Below are 24245 nucleotides of genomic sequence, written 5' to 3'. Positions count from 1 at the left end.
TTTAAAAGTAAAGTTTGGAGTGATAATCAAATGGCTGAACGTATGAAATGGATCGAGGTCATTATGCCGCAATTGGCGGAATCGCTGGTCTCGGCTACCATAGGCAAATGGTTGAAAAAACCGGGCGACCGTGTGGAACAGTACGAGCCGATCTGTGAAGTAATCACCGATAAAGTCAATGCCGAGATTCCATCCACTGTGGATGGAATTATGGGTGACCTCTTGGTGGAAGAAGGCACAACGATTGCTGTTGGTGAAGCAATCTGCCGCATGCAGGTCGCTGCTTCCGACGAAGAAGCGGCTGAGCAAGTAACACAAGTATCGCAACAACAGGAGCAAGTGCAACATAATGCCAGCCACACTCCTGTTCCTGCCTCAAATACAGCAGCACATGACCCTAACCAGCCGATGCGCAATCGGTATTCCCCGGCAGTGCAATCCTTGGCAGCAGAGCATGGCTTGAACTTGCAAAGCATCCAAGGTACTGGGGCCGGTGGTCGGATTACCCGCAAAGATGTGCTGACATTTGTTGCACAAGGAGGTAACGCGGCTGGATCGTCTGCACAAACATCATCTGCAGCAGTACAGCATGCGCCTTCTGGCGTGCCGTCTGCTTCTCCATTCAGCGGAGTGAATCGTGGAAATGGCGAAATGGGTTTAACCGCCGGAGAAGCGATTTCAGCATCCGATGCAGGTGTTCCTGTGAGACATTCTGGTATTCATCTGACCGAAAGTCCGAAAATTCCACAGATCGAAGTGGAAGGAGGAGGTCAGGGAAGATCGGAGTATTTCATCGATGTTACCCCTGTGCGTAATGCCATTGCGCGGAACATGCGTCAGAGCGTATCTGAAATTCCGCATGCATGGACGATGATTGAAGTAGACGTAACAAATCTCGTGATGCTGCGCAATAAACTCAAGGATGAGTTCAAGCGTAAGGAAGGCATTAATCTGACGTATCTGTCCTTCATGATGAAGGGAGTCGTTAATGCGATCAAAGACTTCCCGATCATGAACTCGGTATGGGCAGTTGACAAAATTATCGTTAAACGGGACATCAACCTGTCCATGGCAGTAGGAACCGAAGATTCCGTACTTACACCGGTAATCAAACATGCCGATCAACGAAATATCGCAGGTCTGGCTCGTGAAGTGGATGAGCTGGCTAGGAAAACGCGGGAGGGTACATTGAAGCTGGACCATATGCAGGGTGGTACGTTCACGGTGAACAATACGGGTTCATTCGGTTCAATCCTGTCCCAGCCAATCATTAACTACCCGCAGGCAGCGATTCTTACTTTTGAGTCGATTGTCAAGAAGCCAGTGGTCATTAATGATATGATCGCCGTTCGTTCAATGGCGAACCTGTGTCTGTCGCTGGATCACCGAATCCTGGATGGTGTAATCAGCGGACGGTTCTTGCAACGTGTCAAAGAGAACCTGGAAGGATACACCATGGAGACTAAGGTTTATTAAGAAAATAGTTGAAGGACGGGAAAGTGTATGTGCCACAGGCCGTGCACTTTTCCGGCTGTCTACGGACAGGTGCTCAATTTTGCATTGAACATGAAGCAGAAGGGTGTGGGGAAATCATGAGCAAGCCGCTGGATGTTGCATACATACCGATGCTTGATTATGAAGAGGCATGGAACCGCCAGAAAGCGATTGTGCAGCGATTGGACGAGGGTGAGGGAGCGGAGCAGATGCTTCTTTTACAGCATCCGCCAACGTATACGATCGGGTCACAGAATCATCCGGAGCATCTGCTTCTCAGTCAAGATGAGTTGCGGGAGCAGGGAATCTCCTTGTTTCAAATTGACCGCGGCGGTGATATTACTTATCATGGCCCGGGCCAATTGGTAGGCTACCCGTTGTTGGTCCTTGGTCGGGATGAAGACTTGGATCTACACGGTTATTTACGGAAACTTGAGCAGGTCCTTATGGATTACCTCGCAGATGAGGGTGTTGAAGCCGGGCGCAAAGAGGGGTACACCGGTGTGTGGATTGGTGATATGAAGATTGCTGCAATTGGCATCAAGTTTAATCGTTGCAAACACCGCCGTGGTTTTGTTACAAGTCACGGGTTTGCTTTTAACATCACCTCAGGCATTCAACATGCTGGTTTTCAGGGTATTGTTCCTTGTGGGATTGAGCAGTATGGCGTTACCTCCCTGGAGGATATAACAGGCAAGTCCTATGCAGTGGAGCAGGTAGCGCAGGAGATTGTTCCGTATTTTAATCGCATTTTCCCCTATGAGATCACTTGGGTCACCGAAAAAGAAGCCCTTCAACGTCTGTAAACAGATCATCGAAAGGCTTCAGGGGTTGCTATCCGAACAATAACGGTTCGAGAGCTATGAAAAGGGTGGACCCGATCATGGCGATCAGCATGAGATAGATGATGATTTTGAACCATTTCTTTTTTTGCATGATGAGAGAACTCCTTTCAACAAAAAGTAAACAAGCCATAGTAATTATATTGTACCGTATCCACGAGAGGGAGGAAAGTCCTATGATTAAACACCAACGTGTTATTGATCAGTTCATGGAACTGGTGCAGATTGATAGTGAAACGAAAAACGAACAGAACATCTCCAAGGTGTTAAAAGAACAGTTTGCAGACCTCGGTCTTCATGTCTATGAGGATGACACCATGGAGCAAACGGGACATGGCGCCGGAAACCTCGTCATTACCTGGGAAGCCGAAGGAACAGAAGGGGTCGCACCGATCTTTTTCACATGTCATATGGACACCGTAACGCCGGGACAGGGAATTAAACCTGAACTGGGTGAAGACGGCTGGATTCGCAGTGACGGAACAACGATCCTGGGAGCAGATGACAAGGCCGGAATTGCAGCATTGTTCGAAGCGATTCGTGTGATTCAGGAAAACAACATTCCGCATGGTAAATTACAGTTCGTCATTACGGTCGGCGAAGAGTCTGGTCTGGTGGGTGCACGTGCAATGAATCCAAAAGATATCGAAGCCGAGTTCGGCTATGCGTTGGACTCCAACGGAGCTGTAGGCACGATCTGTGTAGCTGCACCGGCCAGAGCTGAAATTCAGATGAGGATCTATGGCAAGTCTGCCCATGCGGGAGTGAATCCGGAAGACGGGATCAGCGCCATTCAGGTGGCAGCCAAAGCGATTGCAGCGATGACACTGGGCAGAATTGATGATGAGACGACAGCGAACATCGGTAAATTCCAGGGTGGATCAGCACTCAACGTGGTATGTGACTTTGTACAGATTGAGGCGGAAGCTCGCAGTATTGTGCAGGAAAAAGTGGAATTGCAGGTTGCGCAGATGCGTGAAGCATTGGAAACCACTTGCCGGAAATACGGTGCTACGGCTGAATTCAGAAGTGAGATCCTGTATCCCGCATTTGGTTTCCATAATGAACATGAAGTTGTACAGCTTGCACAGCGTGCTATTCGCAGTCTGGGCCTGGAGACAAGTACGTTTGCTTCCGGCGGTGGCAGTGATGCCAACATATTTAATGGATTTGAGATTCCGACAGTGAATCTGGCGGTAGGGTATGAGGATATTCATACAACCAAAGAACGCATTCGTGCCGAGGATATTGTGAAGTTGTCTCAGGTGGTTGTGGCTATTATTCAGGAAAACGCAGCAGATAAGAAATAATATAGAGCACATGTTATCTAACAAGTTCTTAGACAAAAGTCCGAACCCGGTCTGTATCGGATTCGGACTTTTTGTGAATTCATGTTATATTTCATGGGAGAAGACTCGTTCATTTTAAGTTCAAACGGAACTATGTTTCGGGTCATTTATTTACGTCCAGCGAGCAGATCGCTTAACTTGGCATCAGGGCCCCACTCGCGCATCCATTGCTTGAGTATGAGCTGCACTTGCCGGGCTTGTCCTACCACGTGTACGGATTGAGGCGTCAAATAACTGTTCATCGAAAGTCCCCCTGATTCGGTTTATATTTGCTGTGAGAGTTCTATACGCTCACCATATGCCCAAAATCAGAGAATTATACATTAACCGAATATATAAATTGAGCTAATCCTTTACACAAGAACGGAGAGGACAGAAATAACCAAGAGAAGCGGAGCGTTCGCCTTTATCACCAAATTTTATCTATTAGAGAAAGAAATCAAAAAATCTGGGGATAACAGCGATCGAAGGGTTGTTCTGTCATCGGAGTGGTTAGTGTAAGTATTTTTAGTCAATTTATATATAATCCAACGATATGGAGTTGAAGAACAAATGAAACCAAACCAATCTGCCCAATCCATCCATGCGGCACAACCTGCTAATCCGAAGCTGGATGAAGTGACCGTGTCTACCAAGCCGATCTTCGAGGGGAAAGTGATTTCACTTCAGGTCGATACCGTTAAGCTACCGAACGGTCAGACGGCTACACGTGAAATTATCCGGCACCCTGGCGCAGTATCTGTACTTGCTCTGAACGGGGATCGCATGCTTGTTGTGGATCAATATCGTCAGGCAATGGGACGCACCGAAGTAGAGATTCCTGCGGGGAAACTGGACCCGGGTGAAGAACCAGAGGTTGCAGCAGCACGTGAATTGCGAGAAGAGACTGGATATGTAGCCAAGTCACTGCGTCATTTGCGTTCGTTCTACACCTCACCAGGGTTCGCAGATGAGATCATTCATCTCTACATCGCTGAAGAGCTGGAAGCTGGAGATATGGAGCTGGACGAGGATGAATTCCTTGAAGTATCCGAGATCACACTGGAGGAAGCCTATGCGCTCATGGACGCGAACCGGATTAGCGATGCCAAAACAATGATGGCTGTGTACGCATGGGATCTTTACAGAACGACAGGACGGTTATAAGGATGCAGGATCAACTGGCAACGTCCACTTTGTGGGAGCCCTGTTATACGGACCTGCATATCCACATCGGACGTACGTCCCGTGGAGAGGCGGTTAAAATCAGTGGCAGTCGGGATCTGACATTTGAGAACATTGCTCGGGAAGCTTCGGAACGCAAAGGGATTCATTTGCTCGGTGTCATTGATTGTCATTCCCCAGTAGTGCAGATGGATATTGAGCAATTACTGGAGGATGGCACGATGTCCGAAATTGAGGGAGGCGGCATTGCCTACCAGGACACAACTATTCTACTGGGTACAGAGATTGAGCTCCGAGAGCCTGGAATGCGTGAGTTCCATATGCTGGCGTACTTTCGTGATCTGAGAACGATGAAGTCCTTTACGGACTGGATGAAGCGTTATATGAAAAATGTGAACCTTAGCTCTCAGCGGGTATACGTGCCCGCTCTAGAGATGCAGGCCGAGATTAAGGCTCGTGGTGGACTTATTGTACCTGCGCATGTGTTTACACCGCATAAAGGCATCTATGGCAGTACGGCGCCCCGTATGGGCGATGTACTGGACACTCGTCTTGTGGATGCTGTCGAACTGGGGTTAAGCTCCGATTCATCGATGGCCAGTTATATTCGGGAATTGGATCATGTTCCGTTCCTGACCAATTCAGATGCGCATTCCCTCGGTAAGATTGGACGGGAGTATAATGAACTGCAAGTGGCTGCACCTTCTTTTGATGAATTCCGTATGGCACTCCAAGGAGAAGCAGGCAGAAGGATTACTGCCAATTATGGTCTGAATCCAAGGCTGGGCAAGTATCACCGTACCTACTGTGCAGCATGTGGCAGTATTATGGACGAGCAGGCGATGTCAGCAGAGCGTTGTCCTCACTGTGGCAGTCAGAAGCTGGTGCAGGGGGTGCTGGACCGCATTCTGGCGATCTCTGATCGGGAGAGCCCTCAGGTTCCTGCAAACAGACCGGCCTATCATTATCAGGTACCACTGGAGTTCATCCCGGGACTTGGCAAAGCCAAACTGCGTCAACTCCTGGAGCAGTTTGGTACGGAAATGAACGTACTTCACCGTACCCGTGAGGAAGAGCTTGCTGCGGTCGTTGGACCTGTGCTAGCAGGATTTATCGTGGCCGCACGGAACGGGCAACTGGAGCTGTCCTCCGGAGGTGGAGGTACGTATGGGAAGGTTGCAGTTCAAGAGAGAGCATCAGAGTAGAGAGCAGCTTTCACTTCACGAAGAGCCAATCTGGACAAGGAGTCATACAGGTGCGTTTCGGTTCATAAGAATGACTATGAGGATATGATTGAGCATCCTTGCAGCATGACAACCGGAAAGGGGATTCGTACCTGTATGCGCTCTTCCTACTTTACATTTAAAGGTCAGACTTCGTTATATGTATTCGTGGCTGTCTTGTTTCTGGTCGGCGTCATTTTTGGCGCGCTTATGGTCAATGCATTGTCTCTTGAGCAACGTCAGGATCTGGAGGGCTATCTTGGGAACTTCTTCATGACGGTGCAGCACAGCGCACAAGTGACGGAGACCGGGGCATATTGGGACATTGCTATGCTTCATCTGAAATGGGTAGGTCTGATCTTTATTCTGGGTTTATCCGTCGTCGGACTGCCCGGTATACTGGTTCTGGATTTTCTAAAAGGTGTGCTCATTGGATTCACAGTGGGGTATCTTGTTGGGCAGTATTCCTGGAAAGGGTTGTTGTTTGCGCTGGTATCCGTGGCACCGCATAATTTGTTCGTCATTCCGATCCTGCTGATCTGTAGTGTGGCAGCCATGACGTTCTCGTTATACATCATTCGCAATCGTGTTTTGATGCAGCGAACACCGGGTCGACAAAGACCTTTTGCTTCATATATAGTGTTAACTTTGGCCATGGCTGCACTGCTGCTCGGCGTGGCATCTTTTGAAACATGGGTTACACCTGCGATGATGCGTTGGGTCACGCCAATGTTACTGCCGGCCTAGCGTGTACCGTATAGTGTAAAATGTTGACTTTAATTACGCACTCCCCCTATAATGAAAAGAGTGGGTTAAGTTGCAGTGTGCAGTGATTTCCTAGGGGGAGGGAGAAAATGGAAGCACGGATCGATAAAATTAAGCAGCAACTACAGTCCCAAGGATATAAATTAACGCCCCAGCGGGAAGCCACCGTAAGAGTACTTCTTGAGAATGAAGAAGATCATCTGAGCGCAGAAGACGTATTCATGCTCGTTAAAGAAAAGGCTCCCGAAATCGGTCTGGCAACCGTGTACCGTACCCTCGAACTGCTGAGTGAGCTGCATGTTGTAGAGAAAATCAACTTCGGCGACGGTGTAGCGCGTTATGATCTGCGCGGAGATACATCCAAGCATCACCATCATCACTTAATCTGTGTTCAATGCGGAAGTATGGATGAAATACGTGAAGACTGGCTTGGACCGCTTGAAGAGCGTTTGGAGCGGGAATTTAACTTTTCGGTAGTAGATCACCGACTGGACTTTCATGGAATTTGTTATCGTTGCAAAGCTAAAAATGAACAGAAGCCCAAAGATGAAGAATAACATAGCATATCTTCAAGCTCTCACCGGCGGTTTTGACGGGAGAGCTTTTTTGGCACCGGACATGATCTGGAGTTTACCTCCAATGGCATAAACCTGTGTTTATGGACATACCCTGATTTCAAGGACAAAACCGGATTCGAATCAGGAGGGGGACACACCCATGATCATATCAGTGCGGAGAGGGCTCCGTTTTATTCGATTTATCCTATTTTTTGCTGCATTAGTTTATCTGTTTTATCATGTTCTGGATCTGTTTAATGGTTGGATCTCACCTGTGGATCAGTATCAGATGCCGACTGGAAATGCGATCAAAGTATTTCAGGAAACGGATTGGCCGGGTAATGGAGAAGGACGTCCTACGATGGCAGAGCGTCTCCGTTTATTCTATTGGTACGGGGAGTAGCTTCGAACAGTCAGGGATGCAAATACGGGAGCAGTCTGCCGGAGCGGCAGATCTGTCAGTTGAGGAGCGTTGTACATGAAACAGACGATACACGCCTATGCCTTATACTTGGAAGATGATAAAGGGATGTCAAGCAGCACACTTGAATCGTATCTCCGAGACGTGGACAAGTTCATTGAATTTGCAGATAAGGAATATGGCATACACGAAGCCGATCAGGTCAGACGCACACATGTCGTCCTGTTTGCAGGTCAGCTCAAACAGGCAGGACGTGCCAACGCAACGATTGCCCGGAGTATCGTATCTCTGCGCTCCTACTTTCATTTTTTGATGCGGCGGGGTGATATCATACAGGACCCTACGTTCGATGTGGAAGCTCCCAAGGCGGATAAGACGCCTCCACAGGTGTTAACCATCCCGGAGATCGAACAGTTGCTGACAGCGCCTGATATTCGTTCACCGCAGGGTGTGAGAGACCGAGCGATGCTTGAGCTATTGTATGCTACAGGCATTCGTGTCTCGGAACTGATTGCGCTGGACATTCGGGATGTACAACCGGACATGCGCTTTATACGATGTGGTGGGGCAGGCAAAGAACGCATTCTTCCCATCGGTGCGCCAGCCGCACATTGGGCAAGTGTGTATGTGGAGGAGTTCCGCAATCAGTTGCTCAAAACCGATTCGGACGAGCAGGCACTGTTCGTGAATGTGTCTGGCAGGCGTTTAACCCGGCAGGGATTCTGGAAGTTGCTCAAAAAAGCGGCAGTGGATGCGGGTATTTCGGGAGAAATTACGCCGCATACGCTCCGTCATTCGTTTGCAGCACATCTGATTGCGAGTGGAGCAGACACACGTGCCGTTCAAGACATGCTTGGCCATGTGGAGCAGCCTGGACAACAATATGGCAATCATGGTCGGAGAACCATGAAAGAAATCTATGAAACTCATCATCCGAGGGCAAGATAGATTTTGACGCATGGCATTCACAAATAAATGCGGAACATGGTGCCGATTTAGGATAAAATAAATTGAATACATCTAAACGCCGTTATACATAAAGACGGATCGTTTCAACTCAAGGAGGAACATACATCGTATGACAGCATTAAACCAACAAATGATTTCGGAAGCAGCATCTTATATTCAAAGCAAAAGCTCCATCAAGCCGGAAGTCGGTTTGATTTTGGGTTCGGGTCTTGGCGTACTGGCAGAACTGATTGAAGATGGCGTAAGTATCGCTTATCAGGATATTCCGCATTTTCCGGTGTCCACAGTAGAAGGACATGAAGGTGAACTATTGGTTGGAACCATCAAAGGTCGTCCAGTCGTGATGATGAAAGGCCGCTTCCACATGTACGAAGGATATGGTCCCGAACTGACAGCCTTCCCGGTACGTGTCATGAAAGAACTGGGTGTAAGTAGCCTGCTTGTAACTAATGCTGCGGGCGGCGTGAATACGTCGTACGAAGCTGGAGACTTGATGCTGATCTCTGATCACTTGAATCTCACAGGCAAAAATCCACTGATCGGACCGAATGACGCTGCACTGGGTGTGCGTTTCCCGGATCTGTCGGAAGCCTACAGCCGCCGCTTGCGTGCACTGGCGAAGGATACGGCCGCATCACAAGGTTTTAACGTACGCGAAGGGGTATACGCAGGTATGCTTGGTCCGAACTACGAGACACCGGCAGAGATCAAAATGCTGCGTATATTAGGTGCAGACGCAGTGGGCATGTCCACTGTATCGGAAGTGATCGTGGCACGCCATGCAGGTCTGGAAGTGCTCGGTATTTCCTGTATCAGCAACATGGCAGCCGGAATTCTCGACCAGCCGCTGTCGCACGATGAGGTTATGGAAACGACTGAACGTGTGCGTGAGTCGTTCCTGGCGTTGGTATTGGCAGTTATTCCACAAATGTAAGCAAGATTTGAGTAGAGAAGGTTACCTCTTCGAATGAGAAATCATCGGGGGTAACCTTCTCTTGTTATTCTGAACGTACGGTTGCTCATGAGTTGAGTGCAGTGCGTTTTTTTGCTTTGAGCTCCTTTTCTACAAAAAGTTCGGGAAATCATAGGTAAGATGGAATAATTTACTGCAAACGCGCCGACAATGATTAGCAGTACATGCATGGAACATGCAGTAAGCAAGTCATTTGAGGAGGTAACCTAGTGAAAAAAAGAATAATGGCATCGTTCATGACCCTTTGTATCCTGCTGTCCCTTTTGGCATCAACGGCATTGGCTGAAGAAAAACCAAAGGCAGCTGGAGCCGCTGATTTGGCCCCGTCGGCGCTTTCTGCGATCTTAATGGATGCAGATACAGGAACCGTTATTTATGAGAAAAACAGTCATGATCAGCTGCCTCCGGCAAGCATTACGAAGATTATGACGATGTTGCTCACGATCGAAGCGATCGACACGGGCAAGTTGAAGCTGACGGACAAGGTAAGAACGAGCGAATACGCAGCATCCATGGGCGGTTCGCAGATCTTTCTGGAGCCCGGGGAAGAAATGACGGTCGATGATATGTTAAAAGGGATTGCAATGGCATCAGGCAATGATGCCTCGGTAGCGATGGCAGAGAAGATCGCCGGTTCGGAAGAAGCCTTTGTACAGCTGATGAATGAACGTGCGAAGGAGCTTGGCATGAAGGATACTCATTTTGCCAATTGTAACGGCCTTCCGGTCGATAATCATTATTCTTCCGCCCATGATATTGCCGTCATGAGCCGTGAACTACTGAAACATTCCGGGATTACGAAGTACACCGGTGCATATCAGGATTACCTTCGCAAAGATACGGAAAAGCCATTCTGGCTGGTGAACACGAACAAGCTGGTTCGTTTTTATGAAGGGGCAGATGGTTTGAAAACAGGTTACACGTCCGAAGCCAAGTTCTGTCTCTCCGCTACAGCGTCCAAGGATGGACTGCGTGTCGTTTCCGTGGTACTCGGTGAACCGAATACCAAAACACGGAACAGCGAGGTGTCTTCGATGTTTGACTATGCCTTTAGTCAATATACGATGAAGGCGCTATACAAGGCAGGGGATCTGCTGGGTAGTCTGAAAATTGAAAAAGGTGAAGTTGCCGAGCTGCCTCTGAATGCCACGCAAAATTATAGTGTGCTGATGCGCAAAGGAGCCAAATCCAATGACATCCGGCATGAATTGTTGGTCGCCAAAGAATTGAAAGCCCCGATCAAAGCTGGGCAAAGTATAGGTAAACTGGTGGTTTACCAGGGCAACGATGTCATTAAGGAATTCGACATTCAGGCTCCACAGGACGTGAATAAAGCTGGCTGGTGGAAGCTGTTTAAGCGGACGACGTCCAATCTGTTTGATTAAACGGCGAATTACGCGAGTTACACACATCCTTCGAACATATTTTGTAGTTAAATAGGGGTTTTCTTCTAGTTTTGTCGGGGGGCAGGAAAAGCCTTTGGAAACGTAGAAATCCTTGTTCAAGACAGGGAGGAGAGTGGGCAAACGTGAACTTGCATGTGGAAATGGAACACCATCGCGGGATTCTGATTGTACGATTATCCGGGGAGCTGGATCACCATACAGCTGACATGGTACGGATGCAAATGGATGAAGCTATTCAGCGGAAACAAAGCGAGCATCTGGTACTCAGCCTGAAAGATCTGCAATTTATGGACAGTTCGGGTCTGGGTGTCATTTTGGGAAGATACAAGCTCATTAAGAATAAAGGCGGCAAGATGGTAGTATGTGACGTCAATTCGCCGGTGTATCGTTTGCTGGAAATGTCGGGTTTGTTCAAGATTATGCCGATATACGAAAATGAGGGAACTGCTCTCTCAGGTCTGGAGGTCGTCTCATGAATGAAGGAACAGGGACAAATTTCATGAATCTGCAATTCGCGGCCAAGTCAGAGAATGAATCGTTTGCACGGGTAACCGTTGCTGCATTCATCTCCCAGCTTGATCCAACGATGGACGAGCTCAGTGACCTGAAGACGGTCATTTCGGAAGCTGTGACCAACAGCATCATCCACGGATACAACAATAACTCCGAGGGTGTTGTGTCCATCCAGGCCGAGATTCGGGAAGACATGATCACAATTATTGTGGAAGACCGCGGTGAAGGAATCGAAGATCTTGAACTGGCGAAGCAGCCGCTATATACGTCCAAACCCGAACTTGAGCGGTCGGGCATGGGCTTCACCATTATGGAAAACTTTATGGATGAATTCGAAGTCAGCAGTGAGCCCGGCAGAGGCACCTCCATCAAGATGAAGAAAAGGATTGAATCCAAGAAAGCATTGTATAATTAGGGGTTGGTGTTCTTATGGATGCTGAAGTGAAACCATCTTCACAGACCTATTTGGACGATGCCGAGGTCAAACGGCTGATTGCGCTCAGTCAGTCGGGTGACCATGTCTCACGGGATACGCTGGTGAACTGCAACATCAGACTCGTCTGGTCCGTCGTACAGCGTTTTATGAACAGGGGATATGATCCGGAAGATCTGTTCCAGATTGGTTGTATCGGTCTGCTCAAGTCAGTGGACAAATTCGATCTCAGTTATGACGTGAAGTTCTCGACCTATGCGGTGCCGATGATCATCGGAGAAATCCAGCGATTCCTGCGGGATGACGGTACCCTGAAGGTCAGTCGTTCACTCAAAGAGATGGCGAATAAAGTCCGCAAGAAAAGGGACGAACTGTCCAAACATCTGGATCGTCTACCAACGATCAAAGAAGTAGCCGCAGAGCTGGGGGTAACCCCGGAGGAAGTCGTATTTGCCCAGGAAGCAAACAAACCACCGACCTCAATCCATGAGACGGTATTCGAGAATGACGGCGATCCCATTACATTAATGGATCAGATTGCCGACGAGTCTCAAGAACGTTGGTTTGACAAGCTGGCCCTGAACGAAGCCATCGGTGGTCTCAGCGAGCGGGAACGGTTAATCGTCTATCTTCGGTATTACCGGGATCAGACCCAGTCGGAGGTAGCCAGCAGGCTGGGAATATCTCAGGTGCAGGTATCACGTCTGGAGAAAAAAATACTGCAATCCATCCGCGACCAGATCGCGCAGTAATTTCGTGGCGTTTATACACCAATATACGACAACTAACAACCTTCTATCGCGCATTATGGCGAGGAAGGTTATTTGTTGTTAGGCTGTGCATCAAGGGATAATGATTATCCTTCGGATAATGATTGGTAGATCATTAGTTTTTCATTTTCCTTAACGATTACCTGATCTATCGATTTTTCATTTTTGAATTGATAAATTTCTGTTCCCACTGGAAGTTGCGTAGACATCAAATCCTTATATTCTCCCTCTTGTATATATTTATTTTCAATTGTTCCTAACTTTTCACCTAATTGGTCCATATTTTTGATTTCCTCCTTTCTTACATACACTCGATCTTTGAGTAAAAAGAAATCTGCAGATGGATCAGTTTGAATCATCTCATTCGCTAAAATATCGCCAGTACTCATCATCTGGTCTCCGTCGATTTTTTCACCACATCCTGCAATAATAGCTATCAAAAAGACCATTATTATACATCTCATGTAATCCCTCCCTTGAATCTAGTTGATTATATTGAAATTATAAGATGTATTGTAAAATATATCAAATTATTAGGAGGATTACTATGAAATCGAGAAAGTTTTTTTCTTCTTTATTGATTGCTGCGCTTTTCCTTTCTTCAAGCACACTTGCTCATGCGAACGAAACAGAAATTTGGCGCTTCTATTCTAAAAACATGACGTATAAAGTGGACAGTGGTATAAGTTCCCTCATGCAAAAAGGCTGGTCTAATGCTGTTACTCAATGGAATGAAAAGGGAATGAACCTCTATTCTAACAGCAGTTCCGTTAACACTTTAGGTGTCATTAATGAAGTGTCATCAACTTTATATGGAAGAATGAACACATGGCATAACACTGATACTTTTATAATCACAAAATTTCAAGGAGGATTAAATATTGGTAATTCCAATATTACAGGATCAAATGTAGCGACTAGCACTGCAACTCATGAAATTGGACATGCAATGGGACTTGCCCATAACAATAGCAACTCAATAATGAACACTGCTAGAAATAGATCTAATTTATGGTTTCCAACCTCATATGATGTTCAAACGTTGACGCAAATATATGCAGGCACCATTGGATGGAATGCTGTAGCAGCGGCTGTATATCAGACTCAAGTCCCTACCGATGTTAATTTAAGTTATGACTTTCCAACAACCAACAATTTAGAAGAAATGGTCCATGAATCAGACATAATTGTAATTGGAGAATACCAAGCAGGCTTTGAAACATGGAATATGTTACGTGACCCTAATAATAGTCAGAAAGAAAGTGAAGAGGGATTTGTAGAAGGCCAACTTTATAATTTTAAAATCGATAAAGTTATTAAAGGCAGTGTAGATGGAGAGAACATTAAGGTTAATCATCGAGCTGCGGAATCCTTGACTTTAAAGTTCTCTGAAGATGTTGAGGAGCAAGTTACTGTATCAGACCTCCTCTATATAGCACCTAAAACAAAGAGTAAATATGTATTGTTCCTTAAACAGAATAAAGAGCTAGATAATTATTATGGAGCAATAGAACCGTTCTCAGTAACAATTGACAATAATAATTCCGTTAAGCTGCAAAGTAATTTAATTGACAATGTAGGGATATACCAAGATATCGAGCTTAATAAAGTTACGCTACACAACGATACTGTAGATTCCATCGAGGACAATATTTCTGGGATAAGTCTGGATGAACTTCTCAATAAAGTAGCGGAAATTGAAACGAATTAATTTTAAGCAGAAGCATTGGTAGTATCAATGAAAAATAAAGAGCCAATATAAAATCATATTAATCAGGTTCAGATATAAAGACAAATGTCATAAAAATGTAAAAAAATTATACAGGTTGATCCGGTAAATCCGATCGCCTGTTTTTTTGTTATGTAACGACATAAATTTATCATCATCTAAAGAAGTGCACCTAAAAAATAAAGCCAAGTAAGCTGCCGTCTTTGATCCAGCTCCTCCCCGCATATGTATTTCAAACGTTTGGAAACGGGAGGACGATGAATAGCGGAGGGATGAATCGGTCAAAAGGAGCAAAGCGAAAGGGGCTCATCTAATAATACACAAGCAACGTAGTCGGCAGATTAGACCTGAAGAAGCGAAGCGTTCGCCTTTGTCTCCAAATTTCTACATAGTTGTGGTCTAAGACGTATCCAGAAGATAACTTCAAGAGTCATGGAATTTTGAGCAAAAATAAACCCCAAAAACTCATCTTTTAAATCCTTCCCTGCCCCCACCCCAGCATATTTATTACAAACGTTTGGAAACGGGAGGACGATGGATAGCGGAGGGATGGAATCGGTCAAAAGGAGCGAAGCGTTCGCCTTTAGCACCGGATTTCCTCCTTGAAAAGGAGAGTTCAAGAAATCCGGGGATAACAGCGACCAATGACCGATCCATCCCGCAGCGCCCGCACCCACCTCACGATCTTTTCCAACCAGTTTGTAATAAATTTGCACATTCTTCAAATACTAACCTAAATTACGCAGTAAAGGAGTGCTATGGATGTCCCAGACACCCACTCCAATGGTCTACGTTCGTCTACGCAGCCGTATTCGCATCCAGAGGGGCAGAGCAGTCAAGCTTAGAGATATTGCACATGTGCTGACCACTTCTGAAGATCAGGAGGACAGGCTACTGGAGCTTGAACTGCTGCACCCTGGACCGGAGGACGGCAATCTGATACTCATAGATATATTGCAGATCATTCCCCGAATTCGGAACATCCTGCCGGAGGTAAGCGTGGAACTGATTGGATCAGGCCATACGCTTGTTGAAGTCATTGCGGGAAATGGTCAACCTTCCAAGTCCCTGTTCATATTGGTTTGGCTGCTGCTGTTCTTTGGATCGGCCTTAACCATTATGAATTTTCATGCCGATGTGAACATGCAGGAAGTACAGATTCGAATTGTGGAGATGCTTACTGGGCATCGGGACGAACATCCCTATCTGTTCCAAGTGGCGTATTCCATTGGCATTGGATTCGGAATGGCGGTATTTTTCAATCATTTGTTCAAGAAGAAGTGGAATGAGGAACCTACCCCGCTGGAAGTAGAGATGTTCCTTTACCAGCAAAATGTGGATAAATATGTGGTGATTGAAGAAAGCGAACGGATGCATGAGCAGGAACGCGGGGAGATGAATGCGGATGAGCGTTCTTAATGGAGCAATCAGCATTGTACTGGGTATCGCAGGGGGGATTGCCGTAGGAAGCGGCGTAATTGCGCTGATTCTGGTGCTCGATATGATTCCCAGATTGGCTCAACTTACGCAATCGTATGACAAGACCCACTGGTACGAAGGGGCGCTAATTGGTGGTTCACTGCTCGGGACTGTGGCGGACTTCTGGCACTGGAAAATGCATGGGGTACTGCTGCTAAGCCCGGTGGTTGGTCTATTCTGTGGCGTGTTTATCGGTCTGCTGGCTGCGGCGCTCACTGAGGTGCTTAATGTATTGCCCGTATTAGCCAAACGGCTGGGCATGAAACCTTATTTGTTTGGATTACTGCTCGCCATGATTTTAGGCAAAATGACAGGTTCTCTGTTTGATTTTTTTATATATCAGCGGTAGATCGGGGCCATAGGAGGATGGAAAATGGATGAACGTTCGGATCATACAGGCCAGGAAAATAGTGAAGGTATAACGGAAGAGAGGTCACACAAGTCTGCTTACAAGATTCAGAAGGAAGAAGAGAAGAGAGCGTACAATAAGAAAAAACAGAATGAGATGTCTGACAGCATTGAGGAATCGGTGCGGTATTGGCAGGAAAACGATGACATCTCCCCTCGCATGAATGACAATAAATATACACTGCAACAGGTACTCGGGCTGGGTGAATCCTTTGATGTTAATATGAGGGAAATGGTTCTGGGTGGCAAACACGTTGGCTTGCTGATGATCACCGGTTTCGCGAAAGATGAGATATTGCTTGAAGTATTAAAAAGACTGACCTATCTCACGCCTGATGATGTGTCAGGTCATGCACTCAAAACCTATTTCGAATGTTACATTCCACATATTCAGGTGGAAAGAGTGGACAAGATGAGTGCCGTCATCAACAAGGTTCTTACCGGCATGAGTGCGATGTTCGTTGAAGGGGATCGTTCGGTCTTAATTATGGATACCCGGAGTTATCCGGTACGTTCACCCGAAGAGCCTTCATTGGAAAGGGTCGTCCGAGGTTCCAGAGACGGCTTTACCGAAACACTCCTGACCAACGTAACCTTGGTGCGCCGCAGAATACGCGACCCAGGACTGAAGTTCGAGATCATGCAGGTGGGCCGGAGAACACAAACCGATGTCTGCGTGGTGTACATTGATGATATTGTGGATAAAGTACAAGTGGATTCGGTCCGTGAGAAAATACAGCGAGTGGATATCGATGGTATTCCCGCCGCCGATAAACAGTTGGAGGAAGCGATTATCAACAAGGGTTGGAATCCGTTTCCACTCGTTCGTTACTCGGAACGACCGGATGTTACGGCTTCCCATTTGCTTGAAGGACGAGTTGTCATTTTCGTAGACACGTCCCCCAGTGTAATGATTCTGCCTACGACCTTTTTCGACCTCTGTGAGCATGCGGAGGAGAACAGACAGACAGCTTTGATGGGAACATATTTACGTTGGGTGCGTTTTGCAGGGATTCTCATATCGCTGTTTTTGCTGCCGCTGTGGCTTCTCATGGTCATTGACCCTTCGATTAAACCGATGGGACTCGACTTCATTGGTCCACAGGAAAATGTAAAGCTTCCGCTAATCCTGCAGTTTCTTCTGATCGAGCTTGGCGTCGATTTATTACGGATGGCAGCGGTTCATACGCCTACACCTCTGGCATCGGCCATGGGCTTAATCGCAGCCATACTAGTCGGGGATATCGCGGTGAAAACCGGATACTTTGTCAATGAGGTTGTACTTTATATGGCCATCGCAGCCATCGGTATGTTTGCCACGCCGAGTTACGAGCTGGGACTCGCCAACAGGCTGGTCAGGCTGGTCCTGCTAATCGCAGTAGCGATATTTAAGGTTCCGGGATTGGTCGTGGGCAGTACTCTGCTCATATTGGCGCTCACCGTTCACCGGTCGTACAATTCTTCGTATCTCTGGCCTTTTATACCGTTTAATGCAAAGGCCTTGGGCAACTTTTTATTCCGGCTTCCATTGCTGCAAAATAATAAACGTCCATCATTCAACAAAACACGTGACAACACCAAAATGTCCGATGATCCGGACGGCGAACTGCGAAAAAGTAAAAAACACAAATGATCTGCCGAAAAATCCATTCATCTCGCTGTCTAATTTGGTATACTGGTGTAAAATCATTGGAATAGCAACTGTTCCAGTATATAAAAAGTGAGGAATGCAGATTATGTATTTACATGGTACAAGTAAAATAAATGCGCAGGGACATCTGGAGATTGGCGGAGTCGATGCAACAGATCTGAAAGAACAATTTGGAACTCCCCTATACGTGGTGGACGAGCAATTGGTTCGTGAGCGCTGCAGAGAGTACATGGAAGCATTCCGTGCTTCCGGACTGGGCTTTCAGGTTGCTTACGCAAGTAAAGCGTTCTGTGTAATGGCAATGTGTGCCCTTGCAGCAGAAGAAGGACTTTCGCTGGATGTCGTATCTGACGGTGAACTGTTCACAGCACTTCAAGCAGGATTCCCTGCTGAGCGCATCCACTTCCACGGTAACAACAAAACGCTGGAAGAGATCGAAATGGCTCTTGATGCAGAGATCGGATGCTTTGTTGTCGATAACTTCAATGAATTGCATCTGTTGCAGGCTGTAGCAGCGGACAAAAATCGTAAAGTAAACATTTTGCTTCGTGTGACGCCTGGTGTTGAGGCACACACGCATGAATATATTTCTACAGGTCAAACGGATTCGAAATTTGGATTCGATATTGGGAATGGTACAGCATTTGAAGCGATTGAACTTGCTTCCAAGCAGTCCAACTTGGTTCTGTTGGGTGTTCATTCCCACATCGGTTCCCAGATCTTCGAAGTTGAAGGCTTCCAGATGGCTGTTCAACGTGTTGCTGAATTTGCAGCAAGCGTATATGAGCGTCTTAACGTTGCTTTCAAAGTAGTTAACCTTGGTGGTGGATTCGGAATTCGTTATATCGATGGAGATACGCCACTTGAAGTTGCACAATACGTGAAGGCTATTACAGATGCCGTTAAAAATCATTTTGCTCAAATCGGCTATGCCGTGCCTGAGATCTGGGTTGAACCAGGCCGCAGCATCGTAGGTGAAGCGGGAACAACACTGTATACCGTTGGAACGAGCAAAGACATCCCAGGTGTGCGTAAATATGTTGCTGTTGATGGGGGTATGACCGATAACCCACGTCCTGCTTTGTATGAATCCAAGTATGAAGCTGTGCTTGCGAATCGTGCGAATGAAGCTGCTCAGGAAACGGTATCTGTTGCGGGTAAATGCTGCGAGAGTGGTGATATGCTGATCTGGGATCTCGACTTGCCAAAAGTGGAAAGCGGCGATCTGCTCGCTGTAGCTTGTACAGGTGCATATAACTACTCCATGGCAAGCAACTACAACCGGATTCGTCGTCCGGCAGTTGTATTTGTCAAAGACGGTCAAGGAGATGTAGTGGTACGCCGTGAGACGTATCAGGATATCATCCAGAATGACCTGGTACCTGCGCGTATTGGCAAACAGCCAGTTATTCGCTAATTCGTCAAAGATAATGCGTTTCTGCATTATTCATGATATATGGATTTCACCGTTGAAGCAGATGAAAAGGGAACTTCCTTTTTCGTCTGCTTTTTGTGTACTCGGACTAAATAATGAAAAAAGTTGCCGTTTTTTTTGCGATCCAGACATTTTCGGTGTACACTAAGAAAAGTGCTGTAATGCTTGGCCCAGGGTCATGCATTTTGGCACCATTAACGATGGTCAATACGAAAGGAGTCATTTACATATGGCGAAACAAGCGAAAATTAAATTGGCAAACGGCGGAGAAGTTCTTATCGATCTGTTCGATCAAGAAGCTCCAAACACAGTAGCAAACTTTGAGAAACTGGCTAACTCCGGCTTCTACAATGGTCTTACATTCCACCGCGTTATCCCGGGCTTTGTAGCCCAAGGCGGATGCCCTAATGGTTCCGGTGCAGGTGGCCCAGGTTACACAATCAACTGTGAAATCAACCCGAACAAACATGAGCGCGGAACACTCGCTATGGCACATGCTGGCCGTAACACAGGTGGAAGCCAGTTCTACATCTGCTACCAACCGCAACCACATTTGGATGGACAACATACTGTATTTGGTAAAGTAACAAAAGGTATGGAGTTCGTGGACGCTTTAGAAGGTAAAGACAAAATGGAAACTGTTGAAGTTGTAGAAGCTTAATTCCTTCAGCTTAACTGATCCAAACATGAAGTGCTTCTTTTATAGAAGCACTTTTTTTATTTTCCATATGTTACGTGTTACGTATTGAAATCGATGAAGAAAGGATGAATGAAACCTAATGATAACTCAATTCACTTCTTACATACAGTGTGACGAGCGCCCAATGTGCGGGTTATAAGTACAGGGCCTTTGGCGTGGTGGGACTCATCTATCGGAATTAATGAGAACAAGACGATGGAAATGAAATGCTTCCAAGCAAAAACCGTGCCTCCTTGAGAGGAAGCGGTTTTTTGTTGTTTCTTGACTTATTAAAAGTTAGTATGTGACAAAAAGGAACAAAAAACAATTGATTTTTTGGCATTAAAGTGCTAACATCCAATTAATAACGAAAGCAATCCTTCAGGGCAGGGTGCGATTCCCTACCGGCGGTGATGCAGGAAGTGTAAGGACACATGTCCAGCACTTGATGCAAAGTCCGTGACCTGTCTGCCTGTGGCAGATGGCTGATCTGGTGTAATTCCAGAACCGACAGTATAGTCTGGATGGGAGAAGGAGAGGTGCAGACCTAACAGGTTTGCACTCAGCAGGAGTATTGCTGCACAGTCACTATTCGTGATGTATTGCACTGTGCAGGGAAGATCCGGTTATGCCGGACAGTTCCATACATGTGCCACACTATAGAAGCTCTTTACCTGTGATTGATGTTCATTAAGGTATGTGTCTATTTTCACTTGCCCGAAATGAAGTTTTGGGCAAAGTGTTTGGCGTGCTGTATCCATTTCACTCCTGCTGTTGACATTTGTCTCTCATCATCCCCATCGAACTGATTGTTCGACGGGGATTTTTTTTCATAATCAAGACTTTAGACCGCGGGGTGAACGGATTTGGAAATGATCAATGATGAATTTTATATGGCACTGGCACTTGATATGGCGGAACGAGCACAAGGACAGACGGGAATTAATCCGGTCGTTGGATGTGTAGTTGTGAAAGAAGGGCGTATTGTAGGCCTGGGAAGTCATCTGAAACGTGGAACCGGTCATGCAGAGGTGCATGCATTGAACATGGCAGGCAGCGACGCAGAAGACAGTACGGTATACGTTACACTTGAGCCCTGTAGTCATTATGGCAAGACGCCACCTTGCAGTGAACGCCTGATTCACGAAAAGGTGAAACGTGTCGTGGTATGTTGTGAAGATCCAAATCCGCAAGTATCCGGCAGGGGCATTAGCATGCTCCGTCAACAAGGCATTGAAGTTGAAGTTGGCGTATTGCGTGAGCGTGGAAGACGGATGAATGAAAAATTCATTAAATTTATTACAACAGGCCTACCTTTCGTGACGCTGAAGACAGCTACAACTTTGGATGGAAAGATTGCTACACGCAGCGGAGACAGTAAGTGGATCTCTAATGAGCCCGCTCGTGAGATTGTGCATGCCCTTCGTCATCGTCACCAAGGAATCATGGTTGGCGTAGACACAGTGATTGCCGATAATCCGGAGCTTACAACCCGTTTGCAAGTGGAAGGCATCAGTCCGGTACGCATTGTGGTGGACTCCAAGCTACGTCTTCCTTTAGGTGCCAAGATGGTTAAGGATGTTCTAGCCCCAACATGGGTACTGACAACAGACGAAGCCAGTCCTGAAGCTGCTGAGCGTTTGGAAGCCTATGGTGTCGAAATTATACGCTGTGGTCCTGGACCACGTGTGGATCTGTTAAGCGGACTTAGCAAGCTGGGTGAGCGGGAGATTGGTTCAATTTTGCTTGAAGGTGGAGGCACCCTGAATGGAGCCATGCTGGAGGCAAGGTTGGTCGATCGACTGCTTATGTTCATCGCTCCAAAGATTGTAGGCGGTTATGATACACCTGGAAGTTTCCGCTTTGAGGGTGTGGAACGCATGAATCAGGCGATTCAATTGAATCAGCTGGAGATCGAACAAGTTGGGGATAATATCAGCATTGGCGGTATTCCAGTATGGCCTGAATAAATAAATGGATCTTAAAGTAGTAAGTCAGGGTCCTTAGAAATGATCGAGGGAGGCGGCAGCATGTTTACCGGTTTGGTGGAAGAAGTCGGTCAGATTCGGCGTATTGGTCGGAAAGGCGAAGCGATGGTCCTGAATATCGGAGCTTCCGCCATCATGGACGATCTGAAGATTGGCGATAGTGTAGCAGTGAACGGAGTGTGCTTAACTGCAACAACGCTGGAAGGTGGAGGTTTTACCGCCGATGTAATGCCTGAAACGTTTCGACATACCAATCTCAGTCAGTTGCAATCTGGCAGTAAAGTCAATCTGGAGCGAGCCATGCAATCAGGTGGCCGTTTTGGCGGACATATCGTTCAGGGCCATGTCGATGGTACTGGAGTGATTGGCAGTATAACACGTGATCAGAACGCGATTGTGTTTGAGATCAAACCTGATGATCATCAGTTGTTCAAATATCTGATTCCTAAGGGGTCCGTTACATTGGACGGCATTAGCTTGACTGTTGTTCATACGTCGCAGAGCGCATTCACTGTTTCCATTATCCCGCACACCATTGGTGAGACTGTACTAAATGTCAAAAAGACAGGGGATACCATCAATATCGAATGCGATATTTTAGGCAAATATGTGGATCATCTGCTTCAGTATGGAAGAGGACATCAGGAGACAGGTGCTGGCAAGCCGCGTAGTATTAGTGAAGATTTTCTTGCCAATCACGGTTTTGCATAACATCTACACAAGAACATAGAGAAAAGAAATACACTGGAGGTGGACCAATGTCAGAACAATCCATTCTGGACACGGTAGAAGAAGCCATATACGATCTCATGCGTGGTAAACCCGTCATTGTTGTGGATGATGAAGATCGGGAGAATGAAGGCGATTTTATCGCTTTGGCCGAAAAGGCAACACCTGAAGTGATTAATTTCATGATCACTGAAGGCAGAGGTCTGGTCTGTGTTCCGATTACACAACAACGTGCGGACGAACTCAACCTAAAACCCATGGTTCAACAAAATACAGATTTTCATGGAACGGCCTTCACCGTCTCTGTGGACCACAAAGATACTACAACAGGTATCTCGGCACAAGAACGTTCCATCACTGTGAAGGGGCTGATCGATCCTGAAGCAAAAGCTGGGGACTTCCGCAAGCCTGGTCACATGTTCCCTTTGATTGCAAAAGATGGGGGTGTGCTGCGCCGTGCCGGACATACGGAAGCAGCTGTAGACCTCGCTATCATGTGTGGTTCCTACCCTGCGGGCGTAATCTGTGAAGTAATCAAGGAAGATGGTACAATGGCCAGACTTCCGGATCTGCAGGAGATTGCCCGCAAGCATGATCTGAAGCTGATCAGTATTCAAGACATGATTCGTTACCGTAACGAAAAAGAGCAGCTGGTTCAACGTGAAGTGGCTGTGCGTATGCCAACAGACTTTGGCGAGTTCCAAGCGGTGGCTTATACGAACGCTGTGGACAACAAGGAGCATGTGGCTCTGGTCAAAGGTAAGATTGATGGTTCGAAACCTGTACTGGTGCGTGTGCACTCTGAATGTTTGACAGGCGATGTATTTCATTCCCATCGTTGTGATTGTGGTCCCCAGTTTGATGCGGCACTCAAACAGATTCACGAGGAAGGCAACGGTGTGCTGCTCTATATGAGACAGGAAGGTCGAGGGATTGGCTTGATCAACAAACTCAAAGCTTACAAGCTCCAAGAAGAAGGTCTGGACACCGTGGATGCAAACCTGAAGCTGGGCTTTGCTGCCGACTTGCGTGATTACGGGATTGGCGCTCAAATTCTGAAAGACCTTGGGGTTCGTCAGATCAGACTGCTGACCAACAATCCTCGCAAGATCAAAGGTCTGGAAGGATATGGACTTGAAGTGGTGGAGCGGGTTGCGATTCAGATGCAAGAGAACGAGGACAATACCGTCTATCTTCATACGAAACAAGCGAAATTGGGTCATATGCTCAAGTTCGATGATATCGAGCAGAACGAAGAGTAGATAGCT

The 24245-nt window shown here is 46.7% G+C and carries 27 protein-coding genes and 1 riboswitch; of the genes, 23 read left to right on the top strand and 4 right to left on the bottom strand.

Annotation, left to right across the window (positions count from 1 at the left end):
- Positions 1–30 precede the first annotated feature (30 nt).
- Together M1D71_RS18470 and lipB are read left to right on the top strand one after the other, a co-directional pair.
- Complete coding sequence (locus tag M1D71_RS18470; RefSeq protein ID WP_458123140.1) at positions 31–1476, top strand: dihydrolipoamide acetyltransferase family protein; 1446 nt, start codon at positions 31–33, stop codon at positions 1474–1476.
- A 116-nt stretch (positions 1477–1592) separates the two neighbouring features.
- On the top strand, positions 1593–2300 hold the full coding sequence (gene lipB / locus M1D71_RS18465; protein ID WP_458123139.1) for a lipoyl(octanoyl) transferase LipB: 708 nt from the start codon (positions 1593–1595) through the stop codon (positions 2298–2300).
- A 28-nt stretch (positions 2301–2328) separates the two neighbouring features.
- On the opposite strand, the gene prli42 is transcribed toward lipB, so the two are convergent.
- Entirely contained in the window at positions 2329–2430 is a 102-nt protein-coding gene (gene prli42, locus M1D71_RS18460) for a stressosome-associated protein Prli42 (protein ID WP_017687624.1), read from the bottom strand.
- Between the two features lie 82 nt (positions 2431–2512).
- Here prli42 and M1D71_RS18455 point away from each other — a divergent pair, with 82 nt between their 5' ends.
- On the top strand, positions 2513–3646 hold the full coding sequence (locus M1D71_RS18455) for a M20/M25/M40 family metallo-hydrolase (RefSeq protein ID WP_458123138.1): 1134 nt from the start codon (positions 2513–2515) through the stop codon (positions 3644–3646).
- A 146-nt stretch (positions 3647–3792) separates the two neighbouring features.
- Here the strand turns inward: M1D71_RS18455 and M1D71_RS18450 are convergent, their stop codons facing one another.
- Positions 3793–3927 carry a Z-ring formation inhibitor MciZ gene (locus M1D71_RS18450; protein WP_458123137.1) on the bottom strand — a complete coding sequence of 45 codons (135 nt, stop codon included), beginning with the start codon at positions 3925–3927 and terminating at the stop codon, positions 3793–3795.
- Between the two features lie 310 nt (positions 3928–4237).
- Between M1D71_RS18450 and M1D71_RS18445 the strand changes: the two genes are divergently transcribed.
- The 11 genes from M1D71_RS18445 to sigF all read left to right on the top strand — a co-directional run bounded on the left by M1D71_RS18445 (position 4238) and on the right by sigF (position 12861).
- Positions 4238–4831 (top strand): NUDIX domain-containing protein, encoded by a 594-nt coding sequence (locus M1D71_RS18445; protein WP_458123136.1) that lies wholly within the window; start codon positions 4238–4240, stop codon positions 4829–4831.
- 2 nt (positions 4832–4833) lie between these two features.
- Positions 4834–6054, top strand: coding sequence for an endonuclease Q family protein (locus M1D71_RS18440; protein WP_458123135.1), 1221 nt, complete (start codon positions 4834–4836; stop codon positions 6052–6054).
- Positions 6055–6189: 135 nt separating this feature from the next.
- Positions 6190–6819 (top strand): stage II sporulation protein M, encoded by a 630-nt coding sequence (gene spoIIM / locus M1D71_RS18435; RefSeq protein ID WP_458123134.1) that lies wholly within the window; start codon positions 6190–6192, stop codon positions 6817–6819.
- A gap of 107 nt (positions 6820–6926) precedes the next feature.
- Positions 6927–7394, top strand: a complete 468-nt coding sequence (gene fur, locus M1D71_RS18430) for a ferric iron uptake transcriptional regulator (RefSeq protein WP_090922447.1) — start codon at positions 6927–6929, stop codon at positions 7392–7394.
- A gap of 160 nt (positions 7395–7554) precedes the next feature.
- Positions 7555–7797, top strand: coding sequence for a DUF4227 family protein (locus M1D71_RS18425; RefSeq protein WP_215075928.1), 243 nt, complete (start codon positions 7555–7557; stop codon positions 7795–7797).
- A 75-nt stretch (positions 7798–7872) separates the two neighbouring features.
- Complete coding sequence (locus tag M1D71_RS18420) at positions 7873–8763, top strand: tyrosine recombinase (protein WP_458123133.1); 891 nt, start codon at positions 7873–7875, stop codon at positions 8761–8763.
- 130 nt (positions 8764–8893) lie between these two features.
- On the top strand, positions 8894–9718 hold the full coding sequence (locus M1D71_RS18415; RefSeq protein WP_458123132.1) for a purine-nucleoside phosphorylase: 825 nt from the start codon (positions 8894–8896) through the stop codon (positions 9716–9718).
- Positions 9719–9993: 275 nt separating this feature from the next.
- On the top strand, positions 9994–11142 hold the full coding sequence (locus M1D71_RS18410; RefSeq protein ID WP_458127291.1) for a D-alanyl-D-alanine carboxypeptidase family protein: 1149 nt from the start codon (positions 9994–9996) through the stop codon (positions 11140–11142).
- Positions 11143–11285: 143 nt separating this feature from the next.
- Positions 11286–11639: an anti-sigma F factor antagonist gene (gene spoIIAA, locus M1D71_RS18405; RefSeq protein WP_458123131.1), complete on the top strand. Its 354-nt coding sequence runs from the start codon at positions 11286–11288 to the stop codon at positions 11637–11639.
- Positions 11636–12091, top strand: a complete 456-nt coding sequence (gene spoIIAB / locus M1D71_RS18400) for an anti-sigma F factor (protein ID WP_036672324.1) — start codon at positions 11636–11638, stop codon at positions 12089–12091. Before spoIIAA ends, spoIIAB begins: the two co-directional genes overlap by 4 nt.
- Positions 12092–12105: 14 nt before the next feature.
- Entirely contained in the window at positions 12106–12861 is a 756-nt protein-coding gene (gene sigF, locus M1D71_RS18395) for an RNA polymerase sporulation sigma factor SigF (protein WP_036607856.1), read from the top strand.
- Between the two features lie 104 nt (positions 12862–12965).
- On the opposite strand, the gene M1D71_RS18390 is transcribed toward sigF, so the two are convergent.
- Positions 12966–13343, bottom strand: a complete 378-nt coding sequence (locus M1D71_RS18390) for a hypothetical protein (RefSeq protein ID WP_458123130.1) — start codon at positions 13341–13343, stop codon at positions 12966–12968.
- A gap of 83 nt (positions 13344–13426) precedes the next feature.
- Here M1D71_RS18390 and M1D71_RS18385 point away from each other — a divergent pair, with 83 nt between their 5' ends.
- Positions 13427–14590, top strand: coding sequence for a matrixin family metalloprotease (locus tag M1D71_RS18385; protein WP_458123129.1), 1164 nt, complete (start codon positions 13427–13429; stop codon positions 14588–14590).
- Between the two features lie 359 nt (positions 14591–14949).
- Here the strand turns inward: M1D71_RS18385 and M1D71_RS18380 are convergent, their stop codons facing one another.
- Positions 14950–15333 carry a hypothetical protein gene (locus M1D71_RS18380; RefSeq protein WP_458123128.1) on the bottom strand — a complete coding sequence of 128 codons (384 nt, stop codon included), beginning with the start codon at positions 15331–15333 and terminating at the stop codon, positions 14950–14952.
- Positions 15334–15370: 37 nt separating this feature from the next.
- Here M1D71_RS18380 and M1D71_RS18375 point away from each other — a divergent pair, with 37 nt between their 5' ends.
- From M1D71_RS18375 to M1D71_RS18340, 8 genes are all read left to right on the top strand, one after another.
- The gene (locus M1D71_RS18375) at positions 15371–16027 is read left to right on the top strand and encodes a stage V sporulation protein AA (RefSeq protein WP_458123127.1); all 657 of its coding nucleotides are present in this window, start codon (positions 15371–15373) and stop codon (positions 16025–16027) included.
- Entirely contained in the window at positions 16008–16436 is a 429-nt protein-coding gene (locus M1D71_RS18370; protein ID WP_458123126.1) for a stage V sporulation protein AB, read from the top strand. Before M1D71_RS18375 ends, M1D71_RS18370 begins: the two co-directional genes overlap by 20 nt.
- A 24-nt stretch (positions 16437–16460) precedes the next feature.
- The gene (locus M1D71_RS18365) at positions 16461–18128 is read left to right on the top strand and encodes a spore germination protein (protein ID WP_458123125.1); all 1668 of its coding nucleotides are present in this window, start codon (positions 16461–16463) and stop codon (positions 18126–18128) included.
- A gap of 103 nt (positions 18129–18231) precedes the next feature.
- The gene (lysA, locus tag M1D71_RS18360; RefSeq protein WP_458123124.1) at positions 18232–19563 is read left to right on the top strand and encodes a diaminopimelate decarboxylase; all 1332 of its coding nucleotides are present in this window, start codon (positions 18232–18234) and stop codon (positions 19561–19563) included.
- A gap of 247 nt (positions 19564–19810) precedes the next feature.
- The gene (locus M1D71_RS18355; RefSeq protein ID WP_017687646.1) at positions 19811–20242 is read left to right on the top strand and encodes a peptidylprolyl isomerase; all 432 of its coding nucleotides are present in this window, start codon (positions 19811–19813) and stop codon (positions 20240–20242) included.
- 391 nt (positions 20243–20633) lie between these two features.
- Positions 20634–20800, top strand: a riboswitch (FMN riboswitch).
- 326 nt (positions 20801–21126) lie between these two features.
- Positions 21127–22230 carry a bifunctional diaminohydroxyphosphoribosylaminopyrimidine deaminase/5-amino-6-(5-phosphoribosylamino)uracil reductase RibD gene (ribD, locus tag M1D71_RS18350; RefSeq protein ID WP_458123123.1) on the top strand — a complete coding sequence of 368 codons (1104 nt, stop codon included), beginning with the start codon at positions 21127–21129 and terminating at the stop codon, positions 22228–22230.
- 60 nt (positions 22231–22290) lie between these two features.
- Positions 22291–22959: a riboflavin synthase gene (gene ribE, locus M1D71_RS18345; RefSeq protein ID WP_336763824.1), complete on the top strand. Its 669-nt coding sequence runs from the start codon at positions 22291–22293 to the stop codon at positions 22957–22959.
- A 47-nt stretch (positions 22960–23006) separates the two neighbouring features.
- The gene (locus tag M1D71_RS18340) at positions 23007–24239 is read left to right on the top strand and encodes a bifunctional 3,4-dihydroxy-2-butanone-4-phosphate synthase/GTP cyclohydrolase II (RefSeq protein WP_458123122.1); all 1233 of its coding nucleotides are present in this window, start codon (positions 23007–23009) and stop codon (positions 24237–24239) included.
- Positions 24240–24245 lie beyond the last annotated feature (6 nt).

The sequence above is a fragment of the Paenibacillus sp. Z3-2 genome (assembly GCF_054161325.1).
The sequence above is the reverse complement of the archived record's forward strand: the minus strand, read 5'-3'. Positions and strand labels throughout refer to the sequence as shown.

Bases quoted from the DNA above. Each gene is read 5' to 3' on its own strand.
- M1D71_RS18425 (WP_215075928.1), top strand. From the start codon at position 7,555: ATGATCATATCAGTGCGGAGAGGGCTCCGTTTTATTCGATTTATCCTA.
- lysA (WP_458123124.1), top strand. From the start codon at position 18,232: ATGTATTTACATGGTACAAGTAAAATAAATGCGCAGGGACATCTGGAG.
- M1D71_RS18365 (WP_458123125.1), top strand. From the start codon at position 16,461: ATGGATGAACGTTCGGATCATACAGGCCAGGAAAATAGTGAAGGTATA.
- M1D71_RS18355 (WP_017687646.1), top strand. From the start codon at position 19,811: ATGGCGAAACAAGCGAAAATTAAATTGGCAAACGGCGGAGAAGTTCTT.
- M1D71_RS18385 (WP_458123129.1), top strand. From the start codon at position 13,427: ATGAAATCGAGAAAGTTTTTTTCTTCTTTATTGATTGCTGCGCTTTTC.
- M1D71_RS18440 (WP_458123135.1), top strand. From the start codon at position 4,834: ATGCAGGATCAACTGGCAACGTCCACTTTGTGGGAGCCCTGTTATACG.
- ribE (WP_336763824.1), top strand. From the start codon at position 22,291: ATGTTTACCGGTTTGGTGGAAGAAGTCGGTCAGATTCGGCGTATTGGT.
- M1D71_RS18410 (WP_458127291.1), top strand. From the start codon at position 9,994: ATGACCCTTTGTATCCTGCTGTCCCTTTTGGCATCAACGGCATTGGCT.
- M1D71_RS18470 (WP_458123140.1), top strand. From the start codon at position 31: ATGGCTGAACGTATGAAATGGATCGAGGTCATTATGCCGCAATTGGCG.
- spoIIM (WP_458123134.1), top strand. From the start codon at position 6,190: ATGCGCTCTTCCTACTTTACATTTAAAGGTCAGACTTCGTTATATGTA.
- M1D71_RS18420 (WP_458123133.1), top strand. From the start codon at position 7,873: ATGAAACAGACGATACACGCCTATGCCTTATACTTGGAAGATGATAAA.
- M1D71_RS18450 (WP_458123137.1), bottom strand. From the start codon at position 3,927: ATGAACAGTTATTTGACGCCTCAATCCGTACACGTGGTAGGACAAGCC.
- M1D71_RS18340 (WP_458123122.1), top strand. From the start codon at position 23,007: ATGTCAGAACAATCCATTCTGGACACGGTAGAAGAAGCCATATACGAT.
- sigF (WP_036607856.1), top strand. From the start codon at position 12,106: ATGGATGCTGAAGTGAAACCATCTTCACAGACCTATTTGGACGATGCC.
- M1D71_RS18415 (WP_458123132.1), top strand. From the start codon at position 8,894: ATGACAGCATTAAACCAACAAATGATTTCGGAAGCAGCATCTTATATT.
- M1D71_RS18455 (WP_458123138.1), top strand. From the start codon at position 2,513: ATGATTAAACACCAACGTGTTATTGATCAGTTCATGGAACTGGTGCAG.
- M1D71_RS18390 (WP_458123130.1), bottom strand. From the start codon at position 13,343: ATGAGATGTATAATAATGGTCTTTTTGATAGCTATTATTGCAGGATGT.
- M1D71_RS18445 (WP_458123136.1), top strand. From the start codon at position 4,238: ATGAAACCAAACCAATCTGCCCAATCCATCCATGCGGCACAACCTGCT.
- M1D71_RS18370 (WP_458123126.1), top strand. From the start codon at position 16,008: ATGCGGATGAGCGTTCTTAATGGAGCAATCAGCATTGTACTGGGTATC.
- M1D71_RS18375 (WP_458123127.1), top strand. From the start codon at position 15,371: ATGTCCCAGACACCCACTCCAATGGTCTACGTTCGTCTACGCAGCCGT.
- spoIIAB (WP_036672324.1), top strand. From the start codon at position 11,636: ATGAATGAAGGAACAGGGACAAATTTCATGAATCTGCAATTCGCGGCC.
- fur (WP_090922447.1), top strand. From the start codon at position 6,927: ATGGAAGCACGGATCGATAAAATTAAGCAGCAACTACAGTCCCAAGGA.
- lipB (WP_458123139.1), top strand. From the start codon at position 1,593: ATGAGCAAGCCGCTGGATGTTGCATACATACCGATGCTTGATTATGAA.
- prli42 (WP_017687624.1), bottom strand. From the start codon at position 2,430: ATGCAAAAAAAGAAATGGTTCAAAATCATCATCTATCTCATGCTGATC.